This is a genomic window from Streptomyces sp. NPDC048612 (assembly GCF_043199295.1).
Taxonomy (GTDB): Bacteria; Actinomycetota; Actinomycetes; order Streptomycetales; family Streptomycetaceae; genus Streptomyces.
The window spans coordinates 132,500-155,529 of sequence record NZ_JBICVV010000013.1; the positions used below are offsets into that span (position 1 = coordinate 132,500).

At 70.9% G+C, this 23,030-nt stretch carries 24 protein-coding genes and 1 riboswitch; of the genes, 14 read left to right on the forward strand and 10 right to left on the reverse strand.

Going from position 1 to position 23,030, the window contains the following annotated elements; translation table 11 throughout:
• Positions 1 to 4: 4 nt before the first annotated feature.
• A complete protein-coding gene (locus tag ACGFN2_RS21215) occupies positions 5 to 757 on the reverse strand; it encodes a helix-turn-helix domain-containing protein (RefSeq protein WP_393362612.1) in 753 nt (250 codons plus the stop codon).
• Between the two features lie 79 nt (positions 758 to 836).
• Here ACGFN2_RS21215 and ACGFN2_RS21220 point away from each other — a divergent pair, with 79 nt between their 5' ends.
• The 3 genes from ACGFN2_RS21220 to ACGFN2_RS21230 all read left to right on the forward strand — a co-directional run bounded on the left by ACGFN2_RS21220 (position 837) and on the right by ACGFN2_RS21230 (position 2,807).
• Positions 837 to 1,070 (forward strand): hypothetical protein, encoded by a 234-nt coding sequence (locus ACGFN2_RS21220; protein ID WP_362604663.1) that lies wholly within the window; start codon positions 837 to 839, stop codon positions 1,068 to 1,070.
• Between the two features lie 169 nt (positions 1,071 to 1,239).
• Positions 1,240 to 1,830 (forward strand): N-acetylmuramoyl-L-alanine amidase, encoded by a 591-nt coding sequence (locus ACGFN2_RS21225; RefSeq protein ID WP_362604665.1) that lies wholly within the window; start codon positions 1,240 to 1,242, stop codon positions 1,828 to 1,830.
• A gap of 44 nt (positions 1,831 to 1,874) precedes the next feature.
• Positions 1,875 to 2,807: a 1-aminocyclopropane-1-carboxylate deaminase/D-cysteine desulfhydrase gene (locus ACGFN2_RS21230; protein ID WP_393362616.1), complete on the forward strand. Its 933-nt coding sequence runs from the start codon at positions 1,875 to 1,877 to the stop codon at positions 2,805 to 2,807.
• A gap of 21 nt (positions 2,808 to 2,828) precedes the next feature.
• Here the strand turns inward: ACGFN2_RS21230 and ACGFN2_RS21235 are convergent, their stop codons facing one another.
• The gene (locus tag ACGFN2_RS21235; RefSeq protein ID WP_393362619.1) at positions 2,829 to 4,430 is read right to left on the reverse strand and encodes a Na+/H+ antiporter; all 1,602 of its coding nucleotides are present in this window, start codon (positions 4,428 to 4,430) and stop codon (positions 2,829 to 2,831) included.
• A gap of 57 nt (positions 4,431 to 4,487) precedes the next feature.
• Here ACGFN2_RS21235 and ACGFN2_RS21240 point away from each other — a divergent pair, with 57 nt between their 5' ends.
• The 4 genes from ACGFN2_RS21240 to ACGFN2_RS21255 all read left to right on the forward strand — a co-directional run bounded on the left by ACGFN2_RS21240 (position 4,488) and on the right by ACGFN2_RS21255 (position 6,978).
• Entirely contained in the window at positions 4,488 to 4,748 is a 261-nt protein-coding gene (locus tag ACGFN2_RS21240) for a UBP-type zinc finger domain-containing protein (RefSeq protein ID WP_362604670.1), read from the forward strand.
• 32 nt (positions 4,749 to 4,780) lie between these two features.
• Positions 4,781 to 5,269, forward strand: a complete 489-nt coding sequence (locus ACGFN2_RS21245) for a GNAT family N-acetyltransferase (protein WP_393362622.1) — start codon at positions 4,781 to 4,783, stop codon at positions 5,267 to 5,269.
• Between the two features lie 292 nt (positions 5,270 to 5,561).
• Entirely contained in the window at positions 5,562 to 5,975 is a 414-nt protein-coding gene (locus tag ACGFN2_RS21250; RefSeq protein ID WP_006603191.1) for an anti-sigma regulatory factor, read from the forward strand.
• A gap of 43 nt (positions 5,976 to 6,018) precedes the next feature.
• Entirely contained in the window at positions 6,019 to 6,978 is a 960-nt protein-coding gene (locus ACGFN2_RS21255; protein WP_362604778.1) for an RNA polymerase sigma factor SigF, read from the forward strand.
• A 116-nt stretch (positions 6,979 to 7,094) separates the two neighbouring features.
• Here ACGFN2_RS21255 and ACGFN2_RS21260 read toward each other — a convergent pair whose 3' ends face one another.
• Positions 7,095 to 7,556 (reverse strand): hypothetical protein, encoded by a 462-nt coding sequence (locus ACGFN2_RS21260; RefSeq protein ID WP_362604674.1) that lies wholly within the window; start codon positions 7,554 to 7,556, stop codon positions 7,095 to 7,097.
• 95 nt (positions 7,557 to 7,651) lie between these two features.
• On the opposite strand from ACGFN2_RS21260, the gene ACGFN2_RS21265 reads away from it, so the two are divergent.
• Together ACGFN2_RS21265 and ACGFN2_RS21270 are read left to right on the forward strand one after the other, a co-directional pair.
• Positions 7,652 to 8,635, forward strand: a complete 984-nt coding sequence (locus tag ACGFN2_RS21265; protein WP_393362627.1) for a diacylglycerol/lipid kinase family protein — start codon at positions 7,652 to 7,654, stop codon at positions 8,633 to 8,635.
• A gap of 321 nt (positions 8,636 to 8,956) precedes the next feature.
• A complete protein-coding gene (locus tag ACGFN2_RS21270) occupies positions 8,957 to 9,214 on the forward strand; it encodes a WhiB family transcriptional regulator (RefSeq protein WP_003983230.1) in 258 nt (85 codons plus the stop codon).
• Between the two features lie 176 nt (positions 9,215 to 9,390).
• On the opposite strand, the gene ACGFN2_RS21275 is transcribed toward ACGFN2_RS21270, so the two are convergent.
• Together ACGFN2_RS21275 and ACGFN2_RS21280 are read right to left on the reverse strand one after the other, a co-directional pair.
• Positions 9,391 to 10,863, reverse strand: coding sequence for a PAS domain-containing sensor histidine kinase (locus ACGFN2_RS21275; RefSeq protein ID WP_362604780.1), 1,473 nt, complete (start codon positions 10,861 to 10,863; stop codon positions 9,391 to 9,393).
• Positions 10,864 to 11,191: 328 nt separating this feature from the next.
• Complete coding sequence (locus ACGFN2_RS21280; RefSeq protein ID WP_393362630.1) at positions 11,192 to 11,821, reverse strand: TetR/AcrR family transcriptional regulator; 630 nt, start codon at positions 11,819 to 11,821, stop codon at positions 11,192 to 11,194.
• 209 nt (positions 11,822 to 12,030) lie between these two features.
• Here ACGFN2_RS21280 and ACGFN2_RS21285 point away from each other — a divergent pair, with 209 nt between their 5' ends.
• Positions 12,031 to 12,804, forward strand: coding sequence for an SDR family oxidoreductase (locus ACGFN2_RS21285; RefSeq protein ID WP_393362633.1), 774 nt, complete (start codon positions 12,031 to 12,033; stop codon positions 12,802 to 12,804).
• A 208-nt stretch (positions 12,805 to 13,012) separates the two neighbouring features.
• Positions 13,013 to 13,795, forward strand: a complete 783-nt coding sequence (nagB, locus tag ACGFN2_RS21290; protein WP_393362636.1) for a glucosamine-6-phosphate deaminase — start codon at positions 13,013 to 13,015, stop codon at positions 13,793 to 13,795.
• A gap of 358 nt (positions 13,796 to 14,153) precedes the next feature.
• On the opposite strand, the gene ACGFN2_RS21295 is transcribed toward nagB, so the two are convergent.
• The 4 genes from ACGFN2_RS21295 to ACGFN2_RS21310 form a co-directional block, all read right to left on the reverse strand.
• Positions 14,154 to 15,704, reverse strand: coding sequence for a glycoside hydrolase family 3 protein (locus ACGFN2_RS21295; protein WP_393362639.1), 1,551 nt, complete (start codon positions 15,702 to 15,704; stop codon positions 14,154 to 14,156).
• An 8-nt stretch (positions 15,705 to 15,712) separates the two neighbouring features.
• Positions 15,713 to 16,543, reverse strand: coding sequence for a carbohydrate ABC transporter permease (locus ACGFN2_RS21300; RefSeq protein WP_393362642.1), 831 nt, complete (start codon positions 16,541 to 16,543; stop codon positions 15,713 to 15,715).
• Positions 16,540 to 17,532 carry a carbohydrate ABC transporter permease gene (locus ACGFN2_RS21305; protein WP_393362645.1) on the reverse strand — a complete coding sequence of 331 codons (993 nt, stop codon included), beginning with the start codon at positions 17,530 to 17,532 and terminating at the stop codon, positions 16,540 to 16,542. The genes ACGFN2_RS21300 and ACGFN2_RS21305 overlap by 4 nt, the downstream gene beginning before the upstream one ends.
• A gap of 125 nt (positions 17,533 to 17,657) precedes the next feature.
• On the reverse strand, positions 17,658 to 18,923 hold the full coding sequence (locus ACGFN2_RS21310) for an extracellular solute-binding protein (RefSeq protein WP_393362648.1): 1,266 nt from the start codon (positions 18,921 to 18,923) through the stop codon (positions 17,658 to 17,660).
• Between the two features lie 241 nt (positions 18,924 to 19,164).
• Here ACGFN2_RS21310 and ACGFN2_RS21315 point away from each other — a divergent pair, with 241 nt between their 5' ends.
• From ACGFN2_RS21315 to mctP, 3 genes are all read left to right on the forward strand, one after another.
• A complete protein-coding gene (locus ACGFN2_RS21315) occupies positions 19,165 to 19,923 on the forward strand; it encodes a GntR family transcriptional regulator (RefSeq protein ID WP_362604782.1) in 759 nt (252 codons plus the stop codon).
• Between the two features lie 201 nt (positions 19,924 to 20,124).
• Entirely contained in the window at positions 20,125 to 20,385 is a 261-nt protein-coding gene (locus ACGFN2_RS21320) for a DUF3311 domain-containing protein (protein ID WP_362604692.1), read from the forward strand.
• Positions 20,382 to 22,064: a monocarboxylate uptake permease MctP gene (gene mctP, locus ACGFN2_RS21325; protein WP_393362651.1), complete on the forward strand. Its 1,683-nt coding sequence runs from the start codon at positions 20,382 to 20,384 to the stop codon at positions 22,062 to 22,064. Before ACGFN2_RS21320 ends, mctP begins: the two co-directional genes overlap by 4 nt.
• 75 nt (positions 22,065 to 22,139) lie before the next feature.
• On the opposite strand, the gene ACGFN2_RS21330 is transcribed toward mctP, so the two are convergent.
• Complete coding sequence (locus ACGFN2_RS21330) at positions 22,140 to 22,727, reverse strand: Uma2 family endonuclease (RefSeq protein WP_362604696.1); 588 nt, start codon at positions 22,725 to 22,727, stop codon at positions 22,140 to 22,142.
• 157 nt (positions 22,728 to 22,884) lie between these two features.
• A riboswitch (cobalamin riboswitch) is annotated at positions 22,885 to 22,989 on the forward strand.
• The last annotated feature ends 41 nt before the right edge of the window (positions 22,990 to 23,030 follow it).

Consider the following 23,030-nt stretch of genomic DNA (forward strand, 5'->3'; position numbering starts at 1 on the left):
CACGCTAACCCGGGGCGAGCAGCACCCCCATCGGGGCCCCCGCCAGCGACTTCACCTCACGCGCGAGATGCGCCTGGTCCGCGTACCCGGCCCGCGCGGCCACCTGTGCGTAGGGCATTCCGGAGCGCGCCAGGTCGAGCGCGCGCACCAGGCGGAGCACCCGGGTCAGGGTCTTGGGGCCGTAGCCGAACGCGTCCATGCTGAGCCGGTGCAGCTGGCGTTCGCTGAGCGCGGTGGCGCGGGCGACCTCGGCGACGGGGCGGCCGCGGGCCAGCGCCGCGGCGACGGCGGCGGTCCGGCCGTCCTCCCCGGCGCCCTCCCGGAGGCGGCCCGCCGCGGTCTCCTCCAGCAGGCGGGCGACACCGGCCACGCCGCCCGGCGCCCCGGCGGCAGCCAGCCGCTCGGTCAGCTCCCGCACCCGGCCGGCGGGCCACAGGTCCGCCAACGGCACCCGCCGGTCGCGCAGTTCCCGGGCCGGTACACCGAAGACGGCGGGCCCCTGGCCGGGCGCGAAGCGCAGCCCGACGAGGGTGGTGCCCGGCGGCAGGCCGTCCACCGGCTGTGGCCCGGTGTCCGGGCCCGCCACCAGCAGCCGGCCCCCGCTCCAGATCAGGTCCGTGCACCCGTCGGGCAGCACCGGCCGGGCCGGGAGCCGCAGAGTGCGGGCCCACAGCACCGCGCCGGCCACCCGGGAGGCCCGCTCCCGGTAGCCGCCGGATACGCCGGGTGGCCCCTTCATGTCGCGCGATTCGCCCACATGCCCCAGCCTGGCACGGGAACCCCACGGCCGTCCGCGCCGTTGATCCCTTACGACACGGACCCCACGGAGGTGGCACATGTCAGGGTTTCTCGACCGCGCCAAGGAGCAGGCACGGCAAGGGCTTGCCCAGGGCAAGCAGAAGGTCGACGAGGTGCAGCAGAACCGCGCCGGCAGCGAGCTGCTGAGAAAGCTGGGCGCCGCGTACTTCGCCGAGCGGCGGGGCAGCGGAACACCCGAGGCGACCCAGGACGCCCTCAACGCCCTGGAGGCGCACGTCAACGCCCACGGGGACGCGTTCCTGCACGGCTAGCCGGGCCCGTCGTCCGGCACCTCGCCGGGCGGCCGAAACGGCTCGCACACTCCCCGAACGAATCGTCCGCTTCGCGCCGTTCGGTTCCCTCCGTCCGGCCTCGTCCCGTACAAGCGAGACATGAGGCGGCCCGCGCTCGGCGGCCGCCGTGTCCGCATCGGAGTGGGCCATGTCCGAACCCCTTTCCGCAGCCCGGTTCCGCCGCGCGCTCGTCTCGGAAGGACTCCGGATCGCCGAGGTCGCCGGCTGGGAGACGCACAACCGCAACGAGAAGGGGCCGTGGGGCCCGGTGCACGGCGTGATGGTGCACCACACCGTCACCTCCGGCGCGGAGAGCACCGTCCGGCTCTGCCATGACGGCCGCCCCGACCTCCCCGGCCCGCTGTGCCACGGCGTGATCACCAAGGACGGCACGGTGCATCTGGTCGGCTACGGCCGCGCCAATCACGCGGGCCTCGGCGACGGCGACGTCCTGCGCGCGGTGATCGCCGAGAAGCGGCTGCCGCCCGACGACCAGGCCGACACCGACGGCAACCGCGCCTTCTACGGCTTCGAGTGCGAGAACCTCGGCAACGGCACCGACCCCTGGCCGCTCGCCCAGTTGGACGCACTGGAACAGGCCGCGGCCGCGGTGTGCCGGGCGCACGGCTGGACCGGCCGCTCGGTGATCGGCCACCTCGAGTGGCAGCCGGGCAAGGTCGACCCGCGCGGCTTCCCGATGGACTGGCTCCGCGACCGGGTCACCGCACGGCTGAAGTGAGCGGGCGGGGACGGAGCGGGCCCGCTCCCCCGGCACCCGGGACAATGGACCGCGTGACCAGCACCGCCCCCGGCCCGGCCCCGGACCCGCGCGCCCTGCGCCCGCGCCTGCCCTCCCCCCTCCAGGAGATCGACGACGCCGCCTTCACCCGCCGCGGGGTGCGGCTGCTGCTGAAGCGGGACGACCTGATCCATCCGGAGCTTCCGGGCAACAAGTGGCGGAAACTGGAGCCGAATCTGCGGGCCGCGGCCGCGGCGGGTGAGCGGGCGCTGCTGACCTTCGGGGGCGCGTACTCCAACCACCTGCGAGCCACCGCCGCGGCCGGGCGACTGCTCGGCTTCGCCACCGTCGGCGTGGTCCGCGGCGACGAGCTGGCCGGTGCGCCGCTCAATCCGTCGCTGGCGCGCTGCGCCGCCGACGGGATGCGGCTGCACTTCATCGACCGGGCGCGCTACCGCCGCCGGGCCGACCCGGAGGTGCGCGACGAGCTGCGCGCACGCTTCGGCGCCTTCCGCCTGATACCGGAGGGCGGCAGCAACGCCCTTGCCGCCCGGGGCTGCACCGAACTGGGCCGGGAGCTGCACGGTGCCGCGGACACGGTCGCGGTGGCCTGCGGCACGGGCGGCACCCTCGCCGGACTCGCCGCGGGGCTGGGCCCGGGGCAGCACGCCCTGGGCTTCCCCGTATTGAAGGGCGGCCGCCCGCACTTCCTCCAGGAGGCGGTCGAGGAACTCCAGCACGAGGCGTTCGGCGGACCGCGCGGCGACTGGCGGCTGGAGGACCGCTTCCACTGCGGCGGCTACGCCCGCCGCACCCCGGAACTCGATGCCTTCGCCGCCGCCTTCGAGGACCGGCACGGGCTGCCGGTGGAACGGATCTACGTCGCCAAGCTGCTGTACGGGCTGACGACGCTGGCCGGGGAGGGCGCCTTCGCCCCCGGCACCACCGTGGCCGCGGTGATCACGGGCACCCCGTGAGCGGCCGGGGACCCCACCGGCCTAGGAAGCGCTCTCCCGGTAGGCCGTCGCCTCCTCCAGGTCCAGCCGGCGCAGCAGCGTCCGCAGCATCTCGTCGTCGATCCGCCGGGTGTCCCGCAGCTGGACGAACACCCGCCGCTCGGCGTCGATCATCTCCCGGGCCAGCCGCCGGTAGGTCTCGTCGGCGGACTCCCCGGTGATCTCGTTGGCCGCGCCGAGCCGCTCCCACACGGAGTTGCGGCGGCGCTCCATGACGCTGCGCAACCGGTCGACGAGCGGCCCCGGGAGCGCGTTGCGCGGGTCCCGGAGCAGCTCTTCCAGCCGCTCCTCCGCGGCCTGCGAGGCCTCGTTCTGCGCCTGCGCCTCGGCGAGCGTCTCGGCCTGCGCGTCCCGGCCGGGCAGCTTCAGCGCACGGATCAGCGGCGGCAGCGTCAGCCCCTGGATCACCAAGGTGGCGATGACGGTGGTGAAGGTCAGGAAGAGCACCAGGTTGCGCGCCGGGAAGGAGTCGTCGCCGTGCAGCGCGGAGGGGATGGAGAACGCGATGGCCAGCGACACCACCCCGCGCATCCCGGCCCAGCCGACGATGACCGGCGCGGTCCAGTTCGTGTCCGGCTCACGGGTGCGGATACGGGACGACAGCAACCGCGGCAGATAGGTCGCGGGAAAGACCCACACGAACCGCGACACGACCACGATCACGAACATCACGGCCGCGTAGAGGAGCGCCTCCCCCGCCCCGAAATCCCCCAGCCCGCGCACCACGACCGGCAACTGCAACCCGATCAGCGCGAACACCGCGGACTCCAGGATGAAGGAGACCATCTTCCAGACCGCGTCCTCCTGGAGCCGGGTCTCGAAGTCGACCTGCCAGGAACGGTGCCCCAGGTAGAGGCCGACCACGACGACGGCGAGCACCCCGGAGGCGTGCAGCTGCTCGGCGGCCGCGTAGGCGAAGAACGGGATGAGCAGCGAGAGGGTGTTCTCCAGCAGCGCCGACTCCCGCAGCCGGACGCGCAGCCAGTGCAGCGGCACCATCAGGACGACGCCGATGCCGATGCCGCCCAGGGACGCGATCGCGAACTGCCGGGCCCCGTCGCCCCAGGTGGCACCGGCCCCGAGCGCCGCGGCCATCAGCACCTTGTACGCGGTGATCGCGGTGGCGTCGTTGAACAGCGACTCGCCCTGGAGGATCGTGGTGATCCGGTGCGGCAGCCCGAGCTTGCGGGCGATGGCGGTGGCCGCGACGGCGTCCGGCGGGGCGACGACGGCCCCCAGCACCAGGGCGGAGGTCAGCGGCAGCCCCGGGACGAGGAGATAGGCCGCGTAGCCGACCACGAACGTCGCGAACAGCACGTAGCCCACCGACAGCAGCGCCACCGGCCGCAGGTTGGCCCGCAGCCCCAGGTACGAACTGTCCAGCGCCGCGGTGTGCAGCAGAGGGGGCAGCACCAGCGGCAGCACGATGTGCGGGTCGAGGGGGTAGTCGGGGACACCCGGGACGGAGGAGGCCGCGAGCCCCGCGGTGACCAGGAGCAGCGGCGCGGGGACCGGGGTGCGGCGGGCCAGCCCGGCCACCGCCGCGCTTCCGGCGACCAGCAAAAACAGCGGCATGACAGCCATCGGCCCGTCCCGTCCCCGTACCTTCACCGAGCATCCCGGCGATCTAACCTGGCCATCATGAGCGAGTGCACGCACGTTGCCGAATTGCCGCGCCCCGAACCCGCCCCGCTGAGCGTCACCTGCCTGGAGTGCCTGGCGGCCGGCAGCCACCCCGTACAGCTGCGGCTGTGCCTGGCCTGCGGCCATGTCGGCTGCTGCGACTCCTCGCCGTTCCGGCACGCGACCAGGCACTTCGAGGAGACCGGCCACCCCGTGATGCGGACCTTCGAACCGGGCGGCTCATGGCGCTGGTGCTTCACCGACCAGAAACTGGTGTGAAGCGATCACCGGCGTCCGTTTAACCTTCACTCATGATCCGTGAAGCGACGCCCGAGGACGTCCCGGTCATCCTCGCCATGATCGGCGAGCTGGCCGCGTACGAGCGCGCCCCCGAGGCCGCGCAGGCCACCGAGCCGCAGCTGAAGGATGCGCTGTTCGGCCCCCAGCCGGCCGCCTTCGCACTGATCGCGGAGGAGGGCGGCGCCCCGGTGGGCTTTGCCCTGTGGTTCCGGAACTTCTCCACGTGGACGGGCACACACGGTGTCTACCTGGAGGACCTGTACGTCCGCCCCGAGGCGCGCGGCGGCGGCCACGGCAAGGCGCTGCTCGCAGCCCTCGCGGAGATCTGCGTGGCCCGCGGGTACGAGCGTTTCGAGTGGTCGGTCCTGGATTGGAATGAACCGTCCATCGGTTTTTACCGGTCGATCGGCGCTCAGCCCATGGACGAATGGACGGTCTTCCGGCTCACTGGAAAGGCACTGCACAACCTCGCGGACGCTTCGCGGGTCAACGGAGCGTAATCGGAATCGATTTGACAGTGCACACCTCTAGCCACTGTCCGTACCCGTGGCTTTACAATCAGTGACAGCGGAAGCGCCGGGCGACGCGGGGCCGGATCGTCGTGCGGAGTTCCGTCGTGCAGCTTGCGGGCGACACCGGCCCACAGATCGCGATAGCGTCACAGCCGAACCATGTGTCGCGCCGAATCGTTCTCCTTTCGACCGAGGGGAGAAAAGTCCGGCGCGAATATCCCGAACAACGCGAATATCGCGCATTCCAGCTCAACCAGCTTGTGCCACCTTGGAGGTGAGGGTGTCCCAGATCGCAGGCGAGCCCGGGACTCAGGACTTCGTGGAAGTCCGTCTGCCCGCTGCGGGTGCCTACCTGTCCGTGCTGCGTACGGCCACGGCCGGGCTCGCAGCCCGCTTGGATTTCACCCTCGACGAGATCGAGGATCTGCGCATCGCTGTCGACGAGGCCTGCGCGATCCTGCTGCAACAGGCCGTCCCCGGCAGTGTGCTGAGCTGCGTCTTCCGCCTCATCGACGACGCACTGCAGGTCACCGTGTCGGCTCCGACGACCGACGGCCGCGCCCCGGAGCGCGACACCTTCGCCTGGACGGTGCTCTCCGCACTGGCCGGCAAGGTCGATTCCACCGTCGCCGAGGACCAGACGGTCACCATCAGTCTGTACAAGGAGCGCGGCGCCGGTCCCGGACCGTCATGACCGAACAGGGGGCCCCGTGAAAGATCTCGAACGCGGCGGGAGGATGGCGTCCAGCGCGACCATCCCCGAGCAGCAGGCCCGGCCGCATCCGGTGGGCGTAGACGACCACGGCGGCCGGTTGGACGCGGCGGAGCAGGCAGAGCGGGCGGACCACATGGAGCAGAGCGAGCAGCCGGGGCAGCAGGCGCATCAGCACGGTGCGCCGGCCCCCGACGACAAGCTGCAGGATCAACAGCATCACCCGGAGCCGCAGGACCGCAGCGGCGCCCGGGCGATGTTCTACGAGCTGCGCAAGCTGCCCGACGGCTCCCCGGAGCGTGCGGAGCTGCGCAACACCCTCGTCCGTATGCACCTCCCGCTCGTCGAGCACCTGGCCCGGCGCTTCCGTAACCGCGGCGAGCCGCTGGACGACCTGACCCAGGTCGCCACCATCGGTCTGATCAAGTCCGTGGACCGCTTCGACCCGGAGCGCGGCGTCGAGTTCTCCACGTACGCCACCCCCACCGTCGTCGGCGAGATCAAGCGGCACTTCCGCGACAAGGGCTGGGCGGTCCGCGTCCCGCGCCGCCTCCAGGAGCTGCGGCTGTCGCTGACCACGGCGACCGCCGAGCTGTCCCAGCGGCACGGCCGGGCTCCCACGGTCCATGAGCTGGCCGAGCATCTGGCGATCTCCGAGGAGGAGGTCCTGGAGGGCCTGGAGTCCGCCAACGCCTACAGCACCCTCTCGCTGGACGTGCCGGACACCGACGACGAGTCCCCGGCCGTCGCCGACACCCTCGGCGCCGAGGACGAGGCGCTGGAGGGCGTCGAGTACCGCGAGTCCCTCAAGCCGCTGCTGGAGGATCTCCCGCCGCGGGAGAAGAAGATCCTGCTGCTGCGCTTCTTCGGCAACATGACCCAGTCGCAGATCGCCCAGGAGGTCGGCATCTCCCAGATGCACGTCTCCCGCCTCCTGGCCCGCACCCTCGCCCAGCTGCGCGACAAGCTGCTCGTCGAGGAGTGAACGCCGCATGAGCGGGGTGGGCGGGGCCGTCGAAGGCTCCGCCCACCGTGCGTTTCCGGGACCTGCGCCCCAGGGGCCTCGCCCTCAAAGGCGCGCCACCCCGGCGGGTCTCCCCGTCAGGGCGTCTCGCGCGGCCCGATGCCCAGCGCCTCGGTGGCCGTCGGGTTGACCAGCAGTACGAGCACCACGAGCGCGGCCACGGCCAGCCCGATGCCGGCCGCGATCAGCGCACCGCCGCCGTTGACCAGCGTCCAGGCCACCGGCAGCGCCACGATCTGGGTGATCAGCGAGGGTCCCCGGCTCCAGCGGCGGCGCAGCCACAGCCCCCGGGCGGCCACCAGCGGCAGCGCGGCGAGCGCGAGGACGGTGAGCCCGCCCATCTCCGCCTGCTGCGGACTGTCCGGCGAACCGGCGAGGCCCATGATCAGCATGTAGGCACCGAGGGCGGCCAGGGCGAGCCCCTCGACCGCGGTGAGCGCCGCCGCGGCACTCAGCCGGGCGGGGCGCGGACCGGTCGGCGCGGTGGACGCGGCAGCGGCGGGGGTGCGGGACGCGGACTGCTTCTGCTGACTGCTCACCCCAGCAGGGTAGCGCCGCCCTCCCGGCCTCCCGATATCCCCCGGAACCGGACGGGGCGTGAGGCCGGTAACAGCAGGTAGGTACGCTGCTCCACATGCGCGCACTCCTCGTGGTCAACCCCGCAGCAACCACCACCAGTGCCCGCACCCGAGAGGTGCTGACCCACGCGCTCGCCAGCGACCTCAAGCTGGAGGTGGCGCAGACGCAGTACCGCGGGCACGCCCGGGACCTCGCCCAGGAGGCCACCGAGGCCGGCGAGACCGACCTGGTCGTGGCCCTCGGCGGCGACGGCACGGTCAACGAGGTCGTCAACGGTCTGCTGGCCGGCGGCCCCGACCCGGACTCGCACCCCCGGCTGGCGGTCGTCCCCGGCGGCTCCACCAATGTCTTCGCCCGCGCGCTGGGCCTCCCCAACGACGTCGTGGAGGCCACCGGCGCCCTGCTCGACGCCCTGCGCGACGGCACCGAGCGCACCATCGGCCTCGGGCTGGCCGCGGGCACCCCGGGCAGTGCGGACGAGGGCGTCCCGGAACGCTGGTTCACCTTCTGCGCGGGCTTCGGTTTCGACGCCGGTGTCGTGGGCCGGGTCGAGCAGCAGCGCGAACGCGGCAAGCGTTCGACCCACGCCCTGTACGTGCGACAGGTCGTACGGCAGTTCCTGATCGAGGCGAACCGCCGGCGAGGCGTCCTCACCCTCGAACGTCCGGGCGGGGCCGAGGGTGGCGCGGAGAGCGTCGAGAACCTGGCGCTGGCCATAATCTGCAACACCGCCCCGTGGACCTACCTGGGCAATCGGCCGATCTATCCGTCCCCGGACGCCTCGTTCGACACGGCACTGGATCTGTTCGCACTGAGCAAGCTCTCACCGTCCGCTGTGACCCGTTATGCGACCCAGCTGCTGACGTCAACACCCCAGCGCGGACCCCACGGCAAACACGCCCTCTCACTTCACGACCTCACGAACTTCACCTTGCATTCGCAGGTTCCCCTGCCCTTCCAGATGGACGGCGACCACCTGGGACTGCGTACGAGTGTGACGTTCACAGGCGTACGCCGTGCACTGCGTGTGATTGTGTGAGCAGTAGGGCCCAAAGTCCTTTCACTCGAACGTTTAGACTGGTTTCCACCCCCTGGAATGACGGCTGTGAGCTAGGCGACACCAAGGATTCAAAAAAAAGTTTCCGGAAGGGGTTGTATCCGCCGCCGAGGTTTGCGAGTCTCTTCATGGCGATCGGGACGGCCGCTTTACCGGCCCCCTTGAGAGCCCGAATCCCCCTCCTCATTCCACAGGACCGCGCCAGTTCATGACTGGAGTACGGCCCTTCCCTTGCGGAGGGATTCGTGAAAGCGTTCACATTCACAAGCAACGATCCCGTCATCACGAGGAGATGGAGCAGCCATGGACTGGCGTCACCGCGCCGTTTGCCGCGAAGAAGACCCCGAGCTCTTCTTCCCCATCGGCAACACCGGTCCTGCGCTGCTGCAGATCGAGGAAGCCAAGGCCGTCTGCCGCCGCTGCCCCGTCATGGAGCAGTGCCTGCAGTGGGCGCTCGAGTCCGGCCAGGACTCCGGCGTCTGGGGTGGTCTGAGCGAGGACGAGCGCCGCGCGATGAAGCGCCGTGCAGCTCGCAACCGGGCGCGCAACGCCAGCGCCTGAGCCAGTAGCCCCGTGGCCCCCGAGCCGCAGCGCGCAGTATCCCCGATGCATCATCGGCGCTGAGAAGCCCGGTCGTTATCGCATCGCAACAGCTTTGAGCCCCGGACCGTACGGTCCGGGGCTTCCTGCTGTTCGGGCCGGGCACCGGCGGCGGCCGCCCGCCGCCGGCCCGGATCTCAGTGCTGCTTCTCGGCGCGCACGGGGACGTCGAGGATGACCTGCGTACCGCGTTCGGGCGCCCGCACCATGTCGAACTTTCCGCCCAACTCCCCCTCGACCAGGGTCCGTACGATCTGCAGCCCCAGGTTTCCGGTGCGATGCGGATCGAATCCCTCGGGCAGGCCGCGGCCGTTGTCCTGGACGGTGACCAGCAGCCGCGGCTCGGTCCGGCTGCCGCCGCGCACCGCGCCGACCTCGACCACACCCCGCTCCACCTGGTCGAAGGCGTGCTCCAGGGCGTTCTGCAGCACCTCGGTGAGCACCATCGACAGCGGGGTGGCCACCTCGGCGTCCAGGATGCCGAAGCGCCCGGTGCGGCGGGTGGTCACCTTGCCCGGTGAGATCTCCGCCACCATGGCCAGCACCCGGTCCGCGATCTCGTCGAACTCGACCCGCTCGTCGAGGGTCTGGGACAGCGTCTCGTGCACGATCGCGATCGAACCGACCCTGCGGACGGCTTCGTTGAGCGCCTCGCGGCCCTGCTCGGAATCCATCCGGCGGGACTGCAGCCGCAGCAGCGCGGCGACCGTCTGCAGGTTGTTCTTCACCCGGTGGTGGATCTCCCGGATGGTGGCGTCCTTGGTGATCAGCTCCCGCTCGCGGCGCCGCAGCTCGGTCACATCGCGCAGCAGGACCAGTGAACCGATGTGGCCGCCCTTGGGCTTGAGCGGGATGGCGCGCAGCTGGATCACCCCGTCGTTGCCCTCGACCTCGAACTCCCTGGGGGCCCAGCCGCTGGCCAGCTTGACCAGTGCCTCGTCCACCGGGCCGCGGGCGGGGGCCAGTTCGGCGGTGGCCTGGCCCAGGTGGTGGCCCACCAGGTCGGCGGCGAGACCGAGCCGGTGATAGGCGGAGAGTGCGTTGGGGCTGGCGTACTGGACGACGCCGTCCGCGTCCAGCCGGATCAGTCCGTCGCCGGCGCGCGGTGAGGCGTCCATGTCGACCTGCTGGCCGGGGAAAGGAAACGTTCCGGCAGCGATCATCTGGGCGAGGTCGGAGGCGCTCTGGAGGTAGGTCAGCTCCAGCCGGCTGGGGGTGCGTACGGTCAGCAGGTTGGTGTTGCGGGCGATCACACCGAGCACCCGGCCCTCGCGGCGTACCGGGATGGACTCGACCCGCACCGGGACCTCCTCCCGCCACTCCGGGTCGCCCTCGCGCACGATGCGGCCCTCGTCCAGCGCGGAGTCCAGCATCGGACGGCGGCCACGGGGAACGAGATGGCCGACCATGTCGTCCTGGTAGGAGGTGGGGCCCGTGTTGGGCCGCATCTGGGCCACCGACACATAGCGGGTGCCGTCGAGGGTGGGGACCCACAGCACCAGGTCGGCGAAGGAGAGGTCGGAGAGCAGCTGCCACTCCGAGACCAGCAGATGGAGCCACTCGAGGTCGGTGTCGCTCAGAGCGGTGTGCTGGCGTACGAGATCGTTCATGGAGGGCACGTCTTGGAGCCTACCGGCGTACGCTGTATGTGTTGTGCCTGCACGGGCATGGACAAGTAAGAATGGTCTAGTCCACAATTCAGCAAAGGCCTCCGCTCTCCCCGCACAGGAGAGCGGAACGAGGCCGGCGGCGCTCTCTGCCCTGACTGCGCCCAGGCCTCCTATCGACCGGTCCCGGGACGGGTTGCTCCCCCACCGCACACAGGGGGAAGATCCGCCCGCACAAACGGGGTCGGCCGATGTCAGCTCCGGGCTGCGGTGCCGGACAGGTTGAGGGTCCTGTCCCGGCGCCGCGGCCCGCGGGTGTTTCCGGGGGGCTTCAGCGGGCCGCTTCGTCCGGCCTCCGCGGCCACGCCTTGAGCGCCAGCTCGGCGACCGCCTCCAGCTCCGTCCGCTCCGCGCCGTCGCGCGCCTGCTGGGACATGCCCTGGATGACGGCGTCGGTGTAGGCGGCCAGTGCGGCGGCGTCCGTGTCGGGGGGCAGCTCACCGGCGGCGATGTCCGCGCGGACGGCGTCGGCGATCCCCCGGACGTTCGCCAGCCTCATCTCCCGCAAGGAGTCGGCGACTTCGGCCGATGCGGGCGCGACGTTCAGGGCGGCACTGATCACCAGGCAGCCGCGGGGGCGGCCGGCCAGGGTGTATTCGGCCGCGGCCTCGCGCAGCGCCCGTTCGACGCCCCGGCGGGCGGTCGGCTCCTCCGTCACCGCACGGGCGAGGAAGCCTCCGTAGAGCCGCCCGTACTCCGCCACCACCTCGTCGAACAGGGCCCGCTTGTCGCCGAAGGCCGCGTAGAGGCTGGGGGCGCTGATGCCCATGGCGCGGGTGAGGTCGGAGATCGAGGTGGCCTCGTAGCCCCGCTCCCAGAAGGACCGGACCGCCTGCTCCAGGGCCGTCTCACGGTCGAAGGACCGGGGCCGCCCGCGCTGTTTCGTCTCCTTGGTCGCCATGGGAGGAATTTTATAGCGGACGGTACGGAACACGTGCTACGGTTTTTCTGTAGCGAGCGATACAGAAAGTTCGGTAACGCTCGGTGCGAGAGGTGCGCGCGTCGGTGCAGGTCGGCGTTGCACGCAGGTGGCCCCGGACATCCGGTCCGGGACATCCAGATATCCACACATGCAGAACATCCGCATGCGGATCAGGGAGGGGCAGGGGCATGAGTGCGCTCGACGGCAAGACGGCGCTGGTGACCGGTGGCAGCAGGGGGATCGGCCGGGCGGTCTCGGAACGGCTGGCGAGGGAGGGTGCGCGGGTCGGTGTGCACTACGGCTCGGACGGGGCCGCGGCCGAGGAGACCGTCACGGCGATCGAGGCCGCAGGGGGCCGCGCCTTCGCGGTCCGGGCCGAGCTGGGGGTGCCGGGAGACACCGATGCACTGTGGGCAGAGTTCGACAAGCAGGCCGAGGGGCTCGACATCCTGGTCAACAACGCCGGGATCAACAAGGCCGTCGACGGCACGCTGAAGCGGATCGAGGCGGTGACGGCGGAGGACTTCGACCGCCTCTTCGCGGTCAACACCAAGGCGCCGTTCTTCCTCACGCAGCAGGCGCTGCCGCGGCTGCGGGACGGCGGGCGGATCATCAACACCTCGACCGGTCTGACCCGGGGCGCGGCCAAGCCCGAGTTGATCGCCTACGCCATGGCCAAGGGCGCGATCGACGTGTTCACCTCGACACTGGCCAAGGAGCTGGGCCCGCGCGGCATCACGGTCAACGCGGTGGCGCCCGGGGCGGTGAACACCGATATGAACGCCGGCTGGCTGCGGGGCGCGGCCAATGCCGCGGCGCGGCAGTGGGTCAGCGAGATATCCCCGCTGGGCCGGGTCGCGGAGGCCACCGACATCGGCGACATCGTGGCCTTCCTCGCCTCGGACGACAGCCGTTGGGTGACCGGCCAGTGGATCGACGCCACGGGTGGCGCGCTGCTCTGACGGAAGGTGTCCGGCGGTAGGTCCGATGTCCTGATGCCTGACGGTGCGGCGGGTGGTGTGGCAATGGCGGCGGACAGGCACCGGGGCGGCATGGATGGACCCCGGAAAACTTGTCCGGCCGTTCGGATGTGCCAACGAGTTCCGGGGGTCGCGCTCTGCTAGATTGGTCTATACCACATGGATCATTCTCCAGAACGGCAGGCCAAGCGTGGAAGTTGTCATCGTTCCGGATGCTGTGGCAGGCGGCGAGCTGATCGCGGAGGCCATCGCCACCCTGGTGCGCCGTAAGCCCGACGCACTGCTCGGAGTGGCCACCGGCTCCACCCCGTTGCCCATTTACGAGGCGCTGGCGGCGAAGGTCCGGGCCGGCGCGGTGGACGCCTCACGGGCGCGCATCTGCCAGCTCGACGAGTACGTCGGTCTGCCGGCCGGGCACCCCGAGTCCTACCGTTCGGTGGTCCTGCGCGAGGTGGTCGAGCCGCTCGGTCTGGGCGAGGAGTCCTTCATGGGCCCCGACGGTGCGGCCAAGGATGTGCAGGGCGCGTGTGAGGCGTATGACCGTGCGCTGCGGGAGGCGGGAGGTGTGGACCTCCAGCTGCTCGGTATCGGCACGGACGGGCACATCGGCTTCAACGAGCCCTGCTCGTCGCTGGCTTCACGTACCCGGATCAAGACCCTGACCCAGCAGACCCGGGAGGACAACGCCCGGTTCTTCGACAGCCTCGACGAGGTGCCGCACCACGTCATCACCCAGGGCATCGGCACCATCCTGGAGGCCCGCCATCTGGTGCTGCTCGCCACCGGCGAGGGCAAGGCCGACGCGGTGGCCCATGCCGTCGAGGGCCCGGTCGCCGCGCTGGTCCCGGCCTCGGCGCTACAGCTCCACCCCCATGCGACGGTCGTCGTCGACGAGGCCGCCGCCGCCAAGCTGAAGCTCGCCGACTACTTCCGCGCCACGTATGCGGCGAAGCCGGACTGGCAGGGGCTCTGACCGGCAGGGGTTCCGGGGGTGCCGGAGGCGCGGTTCGCCGGGTGTGAGGTCCGGGGCCGTTCGGCGAAGCGGTCCGGAGGGCTGTCCGGGTGGGCCCGTTCGGTGGGCCTGCGAAGGGCCGGGCAACTGGTCCTGTACCGGGCGGGCGGGTGAGAGACACCCGCTGGTGAGCCCGGCCAGGGAGCCCGACCGGACGGCCCGACCGTAGAGCGCGACCGGAGGTCCCGGTCGTAGAGCCCGACCGTGGCATCCCCGTGGCCACACCACCCCAGGGGCGGCCCTGCCCGCCGGCCGGTCGACCGCGCCCGGCCCTAAACAGGCAGCAGTGGGCGCCGAAGAACAGCACCCGCCCACCTGCTCACTCGACCGGAAACGGTCCCCGGCCCGTGAGGGCTTCGGCTGCGGCCTGGGCGCAGACTCGGGCGGCGCCGTGGGTGGCGATGTGGAGGGCGCCTCGGGGCGGGGCCTGGGGGACGCCCATCTCGACGACCGCGGTGTCGGGGCGGGCGGCGAGGAGGCGGTGGAGCGCGTCGGCCATCCAGGGGTGGCGGTGGACGTCGCGGACCACGGCGACGAGACGGCGGCCGGCGGCCGCGGTGAGCAGGCCGTCGACCAGCGCCGCGGGGTCGGCCGCGGCGGCGGCTTCGGCGGTGCGGGTGGCAGTCTCGGTGCCCGGGAGGAGACGAGCCAGTTCGGCGGCGACGCCCCAGGGGGTCTCGTCGCCCACGGCGATGTTGGCGAGGGGGGTGAAGGCGGCGACGTAGGCGGGACCGGCCAGCGGCTCGTACGGGCCGGTGACGGTGAGGCGCAGGGCGCGCCGGGCCGCGGTGAGGCCGATGCCGGGCGCGGGCCCGGCCCCCTCCCCCGCGTCCGCGCCCGGGGGCCGGCCGGCCAGGGCGCGCACCCGTGCCGCGGCGTCGGCGAGCCGCTGCTCCGGCAGTTCACCGTCGCGCACCGCCCGGACCAAGGCGTCGCGCAGCCGCAGCACGATGTCCTCGTCCGCCAGTCCGCCGCCCACGCAGATCGCGTCGGCACCGGCCGCGAGGGCCAGCACGCTGCCGCGTTCGATGCCGTAGGTGGCGGCGATGGCCCGCATCTCCATGCCGTCGGTGACGATCAGCCCGTCGAAGCCGAGGCCGCCCTCGGCGGCGGGGGCCCGCAGCAGGCCGTGCAGCGCCGCCGGGCTGAGGGTGGCCGGGTGCTCGCTGTCCAGGGCGGGCAGCAGGATGTGGGCGCTCATCACGGCCCGGGTGCCGGCGGCGACGGCGGCGCGGAACGGCACCAGTTCGCGTGCCCGGAGAGTGGGCAGATCGGCGGTGATACGCGGCAGGTCGTGGTGGGAGTCGACGGCGGTGTCCCCGTGGCCGGGGAAGTGCTTGGTGCAGGCGGCGACACCGGCGGACTGGAGGCCCTCGACATAGGCGGCGGTGTGCCGGGCGACCAGCTGCGGATCGGCGCCGAAGGAGCGGACGCCGATCACCGGGTTGGCGGGGTCGGAGTTGACGTCGGCGGAGGGGGCCCAGTTGAGGTTGATGCCGCAGTCGGCGAGCCGGCGGCCGAGTTCGCGGGCCACCGCGCGGGTCAGGGCGGGGTCGTCGACGGCGCCGAGCGCGTGGTTACCGGGGAAGGAGGAGCCGCCCCGCACTTCGAGGCGGGTGACATCGCCGCCCTCCTCGTCGATGGCGACGAGCAGTTCCCCGCGTTCGGCGCGCAACCGGCCGGTGAGGGCGGCGAGCTGGGCCGGGTCGGCGACGTTGCGGCCGAAGAGGCCGACCGAGACCAGGCCCTCGCCGAGCCGGCGCAGCAGCCAGTCGGGCGCGGTGGTGCCGGTGAAGCCGGGCTGGAGGACGGCGAGGGCATCGCGGGTGACGGTGCCGGCGGAGCGTGCGGAAGGCGCAGGAGGCGTCATGAGCTGTGTTATCCCTTCACTGCGCCGGAGGTGAGACCGCCGACCGCCTTGCGTTGCAGGATCAGGAAGAGGACCAGGACCGGGAGGGCGAAGGTCGAGGCCGCTGCCATGGTGGCACCCCAGTCGTCCCCGAACTGGGTCTGGAACTGCGAGAGCCACAACGGCAGGGTGCCCGCAGCGGGTTCCTTGTTGAGGACCAGCACCAGCGGAAACTCGTTCCAGGCGGTGATGAATCCGAAGAGCGAGGTGGCCATCAGGCCGGGCGCCAGCAGCGGGAAGACGACCTTGAGGAACGCCTGGCGGCGCGAGCAGCCGTCGACCATCGCGGACTCCTCCAGCTCCCTGGGCACCGCGGCGACATAGCCCCGGAGCGTGAGCAGGGTGAAGGGCAGCACCATCACCATGTAGAAGCAGGTGAGCGGCAGCAGGCTGTTGAGCAGGTCCGCGTCCCGGACGATCAGGTAGACCGAGATCACCATCACCTCCCAGGGAGCCATCTGGGCGACCATGAAGGTCAGCAGGATGCCCCGTCGGCCCCGGAAGCGCATCCGGGTCAGGGCGAACGCGCCGCAGAGGGCGATCACCAGTGAGAGGCCGACGGCGAGCACGGTCACCAGCACCGAGTTCCCCGCCAGGGTCCAGAAGTGCGGGGCGTGCACCGCCGTCGCGAAGTGTTCCAGGGTGCCGTGGACGGGGAACCACACGGGGTCCTCGGTGATGATGTCCCGGGTCGGCTTGAAGGCCGTGTTGAACATCCAGTAGACCGGGAAGACGAAGCCGAGGGCGAGCACGGCCGCCGTCGCGTTGGGCCAGACACGGCCGGCGAGAGAGCGCTTCACAGCTCGTCCTCCTCCTGCTGTTCCTGCTTGACCGTCAGACGCAGGTAGTACGCGGTCATGGCCAGCAGCACCGCGATCGTCAGCAGGGAGATCGCGGCGCCCATCCCGAAGTGGAGGTTGCCGACGCCCTCGGTGAAGGCGTAGATCGGCAGTGTCTCGGTGAGCCGGTCGGGGCCGCCCTCGTTGATCGCGAAGATCTGCGGGAACGCCTTGAAGACCCAGATGACCTCCAGGAACGTCGTGGCGAGGAAGAACGGCTTGAGGAAAGGGAAGGTCACGGAGGTGAAGACCTGCCAGGCGCCGGCGCCGTCCATCCGGGCCGCTTCGTAGAGCTCCCTGGGGATGGTCGTGGTGGCGGCGTAGAGGTTGAGGGCCACGAACGGCAGCGACTGCCAGACGATCAGCACGGTGATGACGAAGAACGTCGACAGCTGGCTGCCGACCCAGTCGTAGTGGGCCATGGAGTGCCATCCGAGTTGGTCCAGGAGCCAGTTGACGACGCCGTAGCGGGAGTCGAAGAGCCACTGGAAGACGGTGGTGGCGGCGATCACCGGCATGGCCCAGGCCAGCACCAGCGCGGCGGAGAGCGTGAGGCGCATCGTCGTGCCGAGCCGCGCCAGCAGCAGTCCGATCAGCACCCCGAGGAGCATGATCAGGGCGACGTTGACCGCAGTGAAGACGAGGGTGCGCAGGGTGACCCGCCAGAACTGCTCACTGCCCAGGATCTCCTGGTAGTTGCCGGCCCCGCGCCAGTCGGTGAGGCGCTGGATCAGCTCCTTCATGTTGAGGTTCTGGAAGGAGAGCAGGAGGTTGCGGACCATGGGCCAGCCCAGGAGGACGGCGGTCGCGAGCAGGGCCGGCAGCAGCAGGAGGTAGGGGGCGCCGCGCGCGGCCCGCCGGCTGCCTCCGCCGCGCCGGGTGGGCGGTGCGCCGCCCTTGCCGGTCCGCGGCGCGGCCCGTTCCACCGCGCCGTCGAGCTGCACTGCCATCGGCCCTGCTCCCCCTCGTGTCCGGTGTGCCTGGTTTCGCGCCGGCCCCCGGCGCACCCGCGGTGCACGGGCCGGCCGGTCCGGTGGCGCCGGCAGGGTCTCGCGCCGGCACGACCGGTTGTCCGCTACTGCTTGGCGAGCCGTGCGTTGATCTCGGGCTCGATGTCCTTGGCGGCCTCGGCCGGGGACTTACCGTTCAGCACGGCGGTCATATAGCTCTTGATCGGGTTCGGCACGTTCTCCACGGCGGCCCACTGGGGAATCAGTGGTGTGGTCCCCCCGGATTTCTCCGCCGCGGGTGCGGCGGCCGCCACGGCCGGATTCTCCTTGCCGGCGCCCGCCATCTCGGCGGACTTCGGAGTCCAGCCGGACTCCTTCACCATCTGCCGGTCGTTCTGCTTCGACAGCGCCACCTTCAGGAATTCCTTGGCGAGTTCCTGGTTCTTGCCCATTCCTGCGACGGCGAAGTTGGAGCCGCCGAGGAACACGCCCTCCGGCTTGTCCGCGGTCTCCCCGGGGATGGTGAAGAAGCCGATGTCCTCCTTGATGTCCGGGTTGGCCTTGACGGCGGTGGCGGCCTCGTACCCCATGGCGATGAGGGCGCCGGTGCGGCCCTTGGCGAAGATCTCGGCCTGCTGCGGGGTGGCCTCGTCCTTGTTCTTGGGGGCGGTGCTGAAGGACTGGTACCGCTTGTAGAGGTCCATGGCCTTGGCGACCTTCGGGTCACCGAGGTTGGAGACCCATTTCCCGCCCTGGCGCTTCACCAGGTCGGCGCCGGTGCCGAGGGTCAGTCCGTCGAGGAAGTACCAGTTCTGGCCGGGGAGATAGAGCGGTTCGGCGTCGGTCTTCTTCTTGATGGCGGCGAAGGCCTTGAAGAGTTCACCACGGGTTCGGGGCGTTCCCTTGAGTCCGGCCTGCGCCCAGATCCGCTTGTTGTACATCACCACGCGGTTTCCGGCGAACCACGGCAGGGCGTACTGCTTTCCGTCCACGAGCGACGCCTTGTTGAAGGCGTCGTTCCAGCCGGCGCCGATCTCCTTCTTCAGATCGCCGAGTTCGGCCAGCGCGCCCGCCTCGGCATAGGCGGCGGTCTGGGTGTTGCCGATTTCGACGACGTCCGGCGGGGAGTCCTCGGACAGTGCGGTGCTCAGCTTCTGCTGAATGCCGTTCCACTGCTGGACCTTGAATTCGACGGTGGCGCCGGTCTTCTTCCTGAACTGCGCGGAGACCTGCTCGGTCCACTGCGCCGGATTGGAACCGCTCATCACCCAGACGGTCAGCTTCTGCCCCTTGAAGCCGTCCGCACCCGCGTTCCCGCCGCCGGACCCACAGGCAGCGACCCCCACCAGCATCCCCGCGACCGCCGTCGCCGTTATGAGCCCACGCTTCATTGCGCTCTCCCCCCAAGGCCGGGTGTGGTCTTTAATGGTTTAGACCAGCGCCCGCAGCTTGGCCTAGACCTTTTGGGGTGTCAAGGGTGTATAAGAGTCGCTGTCAGGTCCGTTACCGGACCGACATCTCGCGGGCCGGGACCTGCAAGCGAGCGCGGGAAAGCCACCCGTGCCACGATGTGAGCCGCTATGTACGGAGGAGCCGGTGACGGCAGCGCGACAGGAGTCGGAGAGGCGGGTCATGGACACGGACGGGGGCAGCGGCGCCGAGAGCGGCGGCACACGGACCGCGCGGGTGCCGAAGTACTACCGCCTGAAGCGGCACTTGCTGGACATCACCGAGACCCTGCCGCCCGGCACCCCGGTCCCGCCCGAACGCACGCTCGCCACGGAGTTCGACACCTCGCGCACGACGGTGCGTCAGGCCCTCCAGGAGCTGGTCGTCGAGGGCCGCCTGGAGCGCATCCAGGGCAAGGGCACCTTCGTCGCCAAGCCCAAGGTTTCCCAGGCCCTGCAACTGACCTCCTATACGGAGGACATGCGGGCCCAGGGCCTGGAGCCGACCTCCCAGCTGCTGGACATCGGCTATGTCACCGCGGACGACCGGCTCGCCGAGCTGCTGGACATCGCGACCGGCGGCCGGGTGCTGCGCATCGAGCGGCTGCGGCTGGCCAGCGGCGAGCCGATGGCCATCGAGACCACCCATCTGTCGGCGAAGCGCTTCCCCGCACTGCGCCGGAACCTCGTCAAGTACACCTCGCTCTACACCGCGCTGGCCGAGGTGTACGACGTCCGTCTGGCGGAGGCCGAGGAGACCATCGAGACCTCCCTCGCCACCCCGCGCGAGGCCGGTCTGCTGGGCACGGACGTCGGGCTGCCGATGCTGATGCTCTCCCGGCACTCGCTCGACGCGCAGGAGCAGCCGGTGGAGTGGGTGCGCTCGGTCTACCGCGGCGACCGTTACAAGTTCGTCGCCCGGCTGCGCCGCCCCGCGGACTGACCCGCCGCCCGGCCGGGCGGCGCGCCCTCCGGCCGGGCTTCTCCCCGTCCCGCCGCCCGGTCCGCCGCCGAAAGGCCGACGGCGCAGGTCGCGGCCGGGTGGATTCTTGATACCGATATGCGGACAGCTAGTGACGCCTGCCACTGCCCTGCCTTAGATTCCACCGATCACAGGAGACAGCCAGGGGACGGAGCCACGGTCATGACCCAGTCAGCCGCACCACCGGATCGCAGACAGGTCGTCACGCCCACACGGGTGGTGGCCGGGCTCTGCCTGATCGCTCCGTTCGTGGCGATGCTGTGGGTGAGTTCGTACGCCAGGATCGAGCCGACGTTCATCGGTATCCCGTTCTTCTACTGGTACCAGATGCTGTGGGTCGTGATCTCGACCGCGCTCACCACCCTCGCCTACAAGCTCGTGCAGCGTGAGCAGCGTGCCCGCAAGGGGGGTGCGGACCAGTGACCGCGACCCTGAACGCCGCGGGCACCCCGCTCGCCGCTTCCCAGACACACGGCGTCAACGGCGTCGCACTGGCCGTCTTCGTCTTCTTCTTCCTGGCCGTGACGGTCATGGGCTTCCTGGCCGCCCGCTGGCGCAAGGCCGAGCAGTCCGAGAACCTCGACGAGTGGGGGCTCGGCGGACGCAGCTTCGGCACCTGGATCACGTGGTTCCTGCTGGGCGGCGACCTGTACACCGCCTACACGTTCGTGGCCGTTCCGGCGGCGATCTACGCGGCGGGTGCGGCCGGCTTCTTCGCCGTGCCGTACACGATCCTGGTCTACCCGCTGATCTTCACCTTCCTGCCCCGCCTGTGGTCGGTCTCGCACAAGCACGGGTACGTCACCACCTCCGACTTCGTCCGCGGCCGCTTCGGCTCCAAGGGCCTGTCGCTGGCCGTGGCGCTCACCGGCATCCTCGCCACGATGCCGTACATCGCCCTCCAACTGGTCGGCATCCAGGCCGTCCTGGACGTGATGGGCATCGGCGGCGGCGAGCACACCAACTGGTTCGTCAAGGACCTGCCGCTGCTGATCGCGTTCGCGGTGCTGGCCGCCTACACCTACTCCTCCGGGCTGCGCGCCCCGGCGCTGATCGCCTTCGTCAAGGACGGGCTGATCTACCTGGTCATCGCCGTGGCGATCATCTACATCCCGATCAAGCTGGGCGGCTTCGACGCGATCTTCGACTCGGCCGGCAAGGCCTTCGCCGAGCCCGGCCCGGTCGCGGGCAAGCCGCGCGGTGAGCTGACCAGCGGGCCCAACGCGCAGTGGGCGTACGCCACCCTGGCGCTCGGCTCCGCGCTGGCGCTCTTCATGTACCCGCACTCGATCACCGCGACGCTGTCCTCGCGCAGCCGCAACGTGATCCGCCGCAACACCACCATCCTCCCGCTCTACTCCCTGATGCTGGGCCTCCTGGCGCTGCTCGGCTTCATGGCGATCAAGGCCGGTACGGACATCCAGGGCAACCCGCAGCTGGCCATCCCGCAGCTGTTCGAAGACATGTTCCCGAGCTGGTTCTCCGGGGTGGCGTTCGCCGCGATCGGTATCGGCGCGCTGGTGCCCGCGGCCATCATGTCGATCGCCGCGGCCAACCTCTTCACCCGCAACGTCTACAAGGACTTCCTCAAGCCGGCCGCCACTCCCGAGCAGGAACACAAGGTCGCCAAGCTGGTCTCGCTGCTGGTGAAGGTCGGCGCGCTGGCCTTCGTCCTCACCATGGACAAGACCGTCGCGATCAACTTCCAGCTGCTGGGCGGCATCTGGATACTGCAGACCATGCCGGCCCTGGTCGGCGGGCTGTTCACCCGTTGGTTCCACCGCTGGGCGCTGCTCACCGGCTGGGCGGCCGGCATGCTCTACGGCACCCTCGCCGCCTACGGCGTCGCCAGCCCGACCCAGGCGCACTTCGGCGGCTCCAGCAAGGAGATCCCCGGCATCGGTGAGATCGGCTACATCGGTCTGACCGCCTTCGTCCTGAACGTGGTCGTCACGGTCGTGCTCACCGTCGCCCTGAAGGCCGCGAAGGTCCCCGACGGCATCGACGAGACCAGCCCCGCCGACTACACGGCGGACGCCGGCGACAAGGGCGTCACCGTCGACCTCCCGCCCGCCGCCGCGGAGGCACCGGCCGGACACTGAGCCACCGGCCGTCCGGCTACCGGCCCCGGGCCGTCGCATCCTTCGGGACGCGGCGGCCCGTTGCCGTGCGCGGGTTCAGTTCACCCAGTTCTTCAGCTGCTCGGTTTCGAGGGTGATGCCGACGGGGTCGGGGAGGTGCAGCTTCCTGCCGCACGACACGGTGGCCATGACCGTGTAGCGGCCGCCGCTGGGCTCGCTGTGGACCGTGACCTGACCGGCTTCCCGGTCGACCAGGAGGTAGAGCGGGATGCCGGTTCCGGCGAACACCCGGGGCTTCTCCGTCCGATCGCGCTGATCGGTGTCCGCGTCATGGCAGGTAACGGCGACGACCATGAGCACCGGGTCGGGATCGGCCCATATCCCCTGGCCCACGAAGGCGCCGCTGGGGGCGAGTTCGCCGTCAGGACGGGCGCGGCCGCGGCGGTCTGCCTGCACCTTGAGCCCCTGGTCCAGGTGGAGGCGCAGCTCGGGACGGGCCTGAGCGCAGTGGCGGGTCAGCCACTCCAGGATGCGACCATGGTGCGCGTCCGGGACGGCCTTGCTCCTGATCTTGCCGTCGATGAACTCCAGCCGCGCGCGCGGTTCCCGGCTGGTGAGTATCCGGGCGAACTCTTCGAAATGCGCGGTCTCCGCGACATGCGGCCGGTCGACGAGCGTCGTCATGGGGCCTCCTCCCCCTCCTCCCGGCAGGGCCGGGAACGTCCGACCGACCATAGCCGAGGCCACTGACAGGCACTGTGTGATCACTCACGACACACTAGATATGGGGGTGCGCTTGAGGGGCCACCACCACATGTATGCTCGTCCTCGCTGTCGCCGCAGGGGAATCCGGTGGGAATCCGGAACTGTCCCGCAACGGTGTAGGAGCGCGCCCGGCCGGCCGGAATCACGGTGCCGGGGGCGCGCCCGTGCAGTCCGAGGACCTGCCGACGGTACGCCCGCGCCCGCCATGGGTGCGGACGTCGA

What these genes read in the sequence shown, in the direction of transcription:
- ACGFN2_RS21220 (WP_362604663.1), top strand. Translation starts at nt 837, where the DNA reads ATGTCAGGGTTTCTCGACCGCGCCAAGGAGCAGGCACGGCAAGGGCTT.
- ACGFN2_RS21240 (WP_362604670.1), top strand. Translation starts at nt 4,488, where the DNA reads ATGAGCGAGTGCACGCACGTTGCCGAATTGCCGCGCCCCGAACCCGCC.
- ACGFN2_RS21330 (WP_362604696.1), bottom strand. Translation starts at nt 22,727, where the DNA reads ATGACGACGCTCGTCGACCGGCCGCATGTCGCGGAGACCGCGCATTTC.
- ACGFN2_RS21235 (WP_393362619.1), bottom strand. Translation starts at nt 4,430, where the DNA reads ATGGCTGTCATGCCGCTGTTTTTGCTGGTCGCCGGAAGCGCGGCGGTG.
- ACGFN2_RS21225 (WP_362604665.1), top strand. Translation starts at nt 1,240, where the DNA reads ATGTCCGAACCCCTTTCCGCAGCCCGGTTCCGCCGCGCGCTCGTCTCG.
- ACGFN2_RS21275 (WP_362604780.1), bottom strand. Translation starts at nt 10,863, where the DNA reads ATGAACGATCTCGTACGCCAGCACACCGCTCTGAGCGACACCGACCTC.
- ACGFN2_RS21285 (WP_393362633.1), top strand. Translation starts at nt 12,031, where the DNA reads ATGAGTGCGCTCGACGGCAAGACGGCGCTGGTGACCGGTGGCAGCAGG.
- ACGFN2_RS21305 (WP_393362645.1), bottom strand. Translation starts at nt 17,532, where the DNA reads ATGGCAGTGCAGCTCGACGGCGCGGTGGAACGGGCCGCGCCGCGGACC.
- ACGFN2_RS21270 (WP_003983230.1), top strand. Translation starts at nt 8,957, where the DNA reads ATGGACTGGCGTCACCGCGCCGTTTGCCGCGAAGAAGACCCCGAGCTC.
- ACGFN2_RS21295 (WP_393362639.1), bottom strand. Translation starts at nt 15,704, where the DNA reads ATGACGCCTCCTGCGCCTTCCGCACGCTCCGCCGGCACCGTCACCCGC.
- ACGFN2_RS21315 (WP_362604782.1), top strand. Translation starts at nt 19,165, where the DNA reads ATGGACACGGACGGGGGCAGCGGCGCCGAGAGCGGCGGCACACGGACC.
- ACGFN2_RS21320 (WP_362604692.1), top strand. Translation starts at nt 20,125, where the DNA reads ATGACCCAGTCAGCCGCACCACCGGATCGCAGACAGGTCGTCACGCCC.
- ACGFN2_RS21265 (WP_393362627.1), top strand. Translation starts at nt 7,652, where the DNA reads ATGCGCGCACTCCTCGTGGTCAACCCCGCAGCAACCACCACCAGTGCC.
- ACGFN2_RS21230 (WP_393362616.1), top strand. Translation starts at nt 1,875, where the DNA reads ATGGACCGCGTGACCAGCACCGCCCCCGGCCCGGCCCCGGACCCGCGC.
- ACGFN2_RS21280 (WP_393362630.1), bottom strand. Translation starts at nt 11,821, where the DNA reads ATGGCGACCAAGGAGACGAAACAGCGCGGGCGGCCCCGGTCCTTCGAC.
- ACGFN2_RS21255 (WP_362604778.1), top strand. Translation starts at nt 6,019, where the DNA reads ATGGCGTCCAGCGCGACCATCCCCGAGCAGCAGGCCCGGCCGCATCCG.
- ACGFN2_RS21245 (WP_393362622.1), top strand. Translation starts at nt 4,781, where the DNA reads ATGATCCGTGAAGCGACGCCCGAGGACGTCCCGGTCATCCTCGCCATG.
- ACGFN2_RS21310 (WP_393362648.1), bottom strand. Translation starts at nt 18,923, where the DNA reads ATGAAGCGTGGGCTCATAACGGCGACGGCGGTCGCGGGGATGCTGGTG.